This is a genomic window from Bacillus sp. CDB3, from assembly GCF_002081505.1.
Lineage (GTDB): Bacteria > Bacillota > Bacilli > Bacillales > Bacillaceae_G > Bacillus_A > Bacillus_A cereus_AT.
In genome coordinates this window covers 1-4,684 of record NZ_ALBR01000120.1, presented here as the reverse complement: position 1 = coordinate 4,684, position 4,684 = coordinate 1, and the positions used below count along the sequence as shown (strand labels likewise).

The following is a 4,684-nucleotide window of genomic DNA, read 5'->3' as shown; positions in this document are numbered from 1 at the left end:
AACCTGAAAATCTATGCGATACACAGATGCCCCCTTTTATATAAATTTTAGTTTAGGAACTATAATTGAAGAAGATTTGAGACATAAAAATAAATGGTTAAAATATCCTAATTCGTATCATATTAAAAACATAGGAGGTGATACAATATGGTAAACAATAATAGTGGAATTCGTCATGAATTAGTAGTTCGAGGTGCTGAAAATATAATTGATCAGATGAAGTATGAAATTGCACAAGAGTTTGGTGTACAAATTGGTGCAGACACAACAGCTCGTGCAAACGGTTCTGTTGGTGGTGAAATCACAAAACGTTTAGTAGCAATGGCGAAACAACAACTTGGCGGTGGGATCAACCACTAACCTAAATAAAACAGATGATAGAAATAATAATTGGGTTTGCTTTATTAGGACATGCAGGGTTATTTTGTTCTTAGAAGAAGAGAAAAAGAGCACTAATAAGGGAACAAAGAACAAACGTATCGTTTCTACTTATATCTATATTATATAAATAGGAGTAATCAATTCCGTATGGCAAACGGTGATACAGTTCATGGCAAGCACTGATACAATTTGTTCTTTGTTTCTCTTAATATGCACGTTTTTTGGTCCTGTATACCAATAAAAATCAAAAAGAAGCTATTTTGGTGTTTGTTATGATAACAGTTGGAACAAAAAAGAGACGAATTTTTTCGTCTCTTTTTTGCAGGTATGAATTACGATGAAACGTGAAACACATGTGTGGATATATAACTTATTCTATTTTTGGTCCAATATACCTTTTTTATTATATAGGAGTAGAAACTGTTGAACTTTTCCATAAAAAGGTATCCAAAAAAAGGAGTAAATATTTCCCTATTCTTCATAGCATAGTAAAACCATAGATAGTAGAACTATAGGAGGTGATATATATGCCAAGCAAGAATATCAAAAAGAATGTTAAAAAGAATACCAGAAAGAATCATACCGCATTGGTACAAGGTGCTGAGCCTGCAATCGATCGTATGAAGTATGAGATTGCACAAGAATTTAGCGTGAAACTAGGTCCAAATACAACATCTCGCGCAAATGGTTCTGTTGGTGGTGAAATCACAAAACGTTTAGTAGCCCTAGCAAAAAAACAATTTAATGGTAAGTCTAAATAACTTTAGACACTTAACGAAAAGCATCCAAATCGGATGCTTTTCTTACGATTCGTATTCACAAGTACATAAAATTTGGTGTCTTTTACTCAATCTATTTAAACTTGTATCCACTTTTCAACAGAGCCCAATCTCTCATCTGACTTGATGTTAAGAAACTTAGTAACAGATCCGGGTGATTTATATATAAGACTACTAAGGAAAGGGATTCGCTGGAATGGAAAAGACTTTTAATATGAAACGAATAGTAGTCGTTATAATAGCGATTGCAGCAGTGGTAGTTGGGTATTTCATGTTTCAATCTATTACTTCTGTTGCGAAGCAAGAAAATGTAATACAGTTTTCAAGTGAACAACCGAAAGTTGAAATGAATAAAACGGCACCGAGTCGTTTTAATGGAAAAGAAAGAAAAGTTGCTTACCTAACATTTGATGACGGGCCAGGCAAATATACGGCTGAATTATTAAATATGTTAAAACAACATGATGCGAAGGCGACATTCTTTTTAATTGGAGCGAATGTGAAAGAGTTTCCTGATTTAGTAAAATATGAGAATTCAGAGGGTCATTATGTTGGCTTGCATAGTATGACCCATAATTTTGTCAAGTTATATAAAAATGGCGAGTATGTTAATGAAATGAAAGAAGATCAAAGCTTAATCGCAAATATTATTGGGAAATCACCTAAATTAACACGTCCACCATATGGTTCAATGCGAGGTTTAAATAAGGAACTTCGAAATAAAGTAGTAGAAGGCGGCTTTAGAGTATGGGATTGGACAATTGATTCTTTAGACTGGAAATACAATAAAGTACCAGTTGATGCGGCTGCAGCACAAATTGCTCAAAATGTATTGGCAGGTGCAACGAAATCACAGGAAGTTATTTTAATGCATGACATTCATCCACAATCCGTTGCTGCTGTACCAGTAATTTTAAAGGGTTTAAAAGAAGAGGGTTATGAGTTTGAAACATATCATGAAGAGAGCCACTTCTCAGTGAATTTCTGGCATGATAACCGTATTTAATGAGGGGAATGATATATGGGATATTTTACGCAGGAACCGGATGGCTTGGTTTTCGCACTCTATTTTCTTCCTGCAACTTCATATAGCTAGTGTATCAAAAGTTTTTGGCTATGCCAAACCAAAATTCATCTCCCACCTACCATTAGGCTGCCACCCTTCACACGCTTGAGGAAGGAGAATTCTTTCGGTAAATTCGTTAAATAGGAGTTTTGCTATGCAATCATGCATATTTTCGTGTGTCTGTTTTCGATTGTGTTAGAATAATAAATGTTCCTGTATAGCACACATGCAAGTTTTTATGATGATATTTGTTTACACAAAAACCCCCTATTCTTTATACAATAAAGAGTGGGGGGTTTTTGAATTGAATAAGCAAGTACAAATAGAGCAAGCTATTACCAGCAAGATTAATATAACATAAATAATTGAAAAAGAACAAAATTTGCGAATATTATTTTTCGTCAATTTATAATAAATGTTTTTATCTAATACAAATATATGTTTTTATGTACTCTATTATTTAACGCGCTTTATATATACACCTTGTATATAAAGCGCGTTATTTTAGAAGAGCATAAGTAATTAAAATAGGTAATATCTTATCTAATTTGATGTTAAGAAACTATGCAACAGAACCGTTTTTCAGCGTCAGAGATTGCGTTAGAAACTCCTGCATTTGTTGTGCCCACTTTTGGCCGGTACTATCAATAATTCCCTGCAAATCTCGTAAAAGGTGGGCATTACATAACATGTGACGACAATCTGTATACACATCATATGGTTTCCAACCATCATGCATCGCGATTTCAGAAAAAGAAGGCAGTATTTCACCCGCATCCATCGCTTCTTTTCCACGTTTTTGATGAATATGTTGCAATGTCCCTCCGGTGTACTCGCAGTATGTAACCATTGTGTTTTATTTTCTACACGCATACCGGGGTTCTGTTGCAAAGTTTTTCACTACTCTAAAATCATAGAATTAAAATACAAATAAGAAGAATAAATCATACAAGACATACAACATACTGTATGAAGCATTCAGGATTTTTGATCATTTTTCAACTGATATCGTAATGATTATATGCACACTAAATTTGTCCGTTGATAAGACTTTTAAAGGTTCTGTTGCAAAGTTTTTCGAGTGGAGCTAAACTGTAGGGAAATGCGGGTTCTGGTGAAAAAACTTCAAAATAACTGAAAGTCATGCTACAAACTTGGAAATACTGATAGAATTACTTTAAAATATGAGTCATCACACTATGTATTACTAAAATTTAGATTGTATAGCATTGCAGTATAATATATACTTGTTCTGGAAGAGCAAACTGTAAAATACATAAGTGAATGGTTAATCATGTATGGTAAATTTACGTGACTCGAATTAAATATTAAATTTATTAAAAGGATGGGTACCTCTTAAAAAATGTGCCTATCTTTTTTATGGTTCTGTTGCATATACGCAACCTCAGTCACATGACTGTGCCACAATCTTGATTTAATAACCTCCTTTTATATAGAGAAAAGCAGACTGAGAAGCCACAGTCTGCTTTTTAATTACATTTTATGATTTTTTTTACTGGAATTATCGCTGTTTCTTTTGCTAATAATAGCTGAACACCGAAGTATAGTATACCCGCGAGTGTCATACCAGAAACGACATCAACGAATGCATGCTGCTTCGTAAATAAGGTTGATAAAATGATAAGTATACCGAATAACGTAAGGATGTAATATTCAAAAGCATGCTGTTCTCTACGCTTCAAGGCAGCTAACATAATCACAAATGTTGTAAGAACATGAATGCTAGGGAAACAGTTTACTGGTTGATCAATACTATAAATGTAGCGGACTAGTTCGGAAAATACGTCTGTTCCAACGACGGTTGGACGTGGTACAGTTGTCTGCCAAAAATAATAAATAGAAAAACAAGCAAGTTTTCCAAGAATGACACTACTTAAAGTGACGTAATATTGCTTTCGATCAGCAAGACAGTAATAAATAAGTGCACCGTATAAGTAAGGAAACCAAAGTAAATAAGGAATAATAAATACTTTCACAAATGGAATCCAATCATCTATTACAGTTGTGACGTTTACTGTGTGAACAGTAGTTTTATTTAATACATCGTAAAGGGGACTTACAAGTACGAGTAGAAGTATACAACTTAACGGAAGAAAAGATGAAAGTCTAAATTTCTTCATGATAACCTCCTATGTGTTAGTAATGTAAGTAAATTCGATTCCCCTACAAAGTGAAAAAACGACGGAAATAATGAATGATTCATACGAGGCTTTGTATATTCATAACGTGTAGTCTTATTTATCGTATTTTAACATTAATCAATTGAATAGGACTAATTGGAATAAGGGATTTGTTAGTGGACAAATTATATAAACATAGCCAATATATTTTTAAAAGTGGCGTTCTTAACGCTTTAACAATCCTGAAATTGGAATTTTCACGAAGTTGTATTTCAATAACCATAGAGGGTCTAATGCGGCAGCAAGTGAAGGTGCAG

General features: G+C 33.7%; 4 protein-coding genes and 1 pseudogene. 3 read left to right on the top strand and 2 right to left on the bottom strand.

The window, feature by feature from the left end; all coding sequences use genetic code 11:
* The first annotated feature begins 147 nt into the window (after positions 1–147).
* The 3 genes from CDB3_RS29840 to CDB3_RS29830 all read left to right on the top strand — a co-directional run bounded on the left by CDB3_RS29840 (position 148) and on the right by CDB3_RS29830 (position 2,166).
* Positions 148–360 carry an alpha/beta-type small acid-soluble spore protein gene (locus CDB3_RS29840; RefSeq protein WP_128856974.1) on the top strand — a complete coding sequence of 71 codons (213 nt, stop codon included), beginning with the start codon at positions 148–150 and terminating at the stop codon, positions 358–360.
* A gap of 548 nt (positions 361–908) precedes the next feature.
* Positions 909–1,142 carry an alpha/beta-type small acid-soluble spore protein gene (locus tag CDB3_RS29835; protein WP_128856973.1) on the top strand — a complete coding sequence of 78 codons (234 nt, stop codon included), beginning with the start codon at positions 909–911 and terminating at the stop codon, positions 1,140–1,142.
* A gap of 214 nt (positions 1,143–1,356) precedes the next feature.
* Complete coding sequence (locus tag CDB3_RS29830) at positions 1,357–2,166, top strand: peptidoglycan-N-acetylglucosamine deacetylase (protein ID WP_128856972.1); 810 nt, start codon at positions 1,357–1,359, stop codon at positions 2,164–2,166.
* A 640-nt stretch (positions 2,167–2,806) separates the two neighbouring features.
* On the opposite strand, the pseudogene CDB3_RS29820 reads toward CDB3_RS29830, so the two are convergent.
* Together CDB3_RS29820 and CDB3_RS29815 are read right to left on the bottom strand one after the other, a co-directional pair.
* A pseudogene (locus tag CDB3_RS29820) lies at positions 2,807–3,102 on the bottom strand (IS66 family transposase); the annotation flags it as partial.
* Positions 3,103–3,716: 614 nt separating this feature from the next.
* Positions 3,717–4,367 carry a phosphatase PAP2 family protein gene (locus CDB3_RS29815; protein ID WP_128856971.1) on the bottom strand — a complete coding sequence of 217 codons (651 nt, stop codon included), beginning with the start codon at positions 4,365–4,367 and terminating at the stop codon, positions 3,717–3,719.
* Positions 4,368–4,684: the final 317 nt, after the last annotated feature.

Excerpts from the sequence above, each read along its gene's own strand:
- CDB3_RS29840 (WP_128856974.1), top strand. The coding sequence starts at position 148 with ATGGTAAACAATAATAGTGGAATTCGTCATGAATTAGTAGTTCGAGGT.
- CDB3_RS29835 (WP_128856973.1), top strand. The coding sequence starts at position 909 with ATGCCAAGCAAGAATATCAAAAAGAATGTTAAAAAGAATACCAGAAAG.
- CDB3_RS29830 (WP_128856972.1), top strand. The coding sequence starts at position 1,357 with ATGGAAAAGACTTTTAATATGAAACGAATAGTAGTCGTTATAATAGCG.
- CDB3_RS29815 (WP_128856971.1), bottom strand. The coding sequence starts at position 4,367 with ATGAAGAAATTTAGACTTTCATCTTTTCTTCCGTTAAGTTGTATACTT.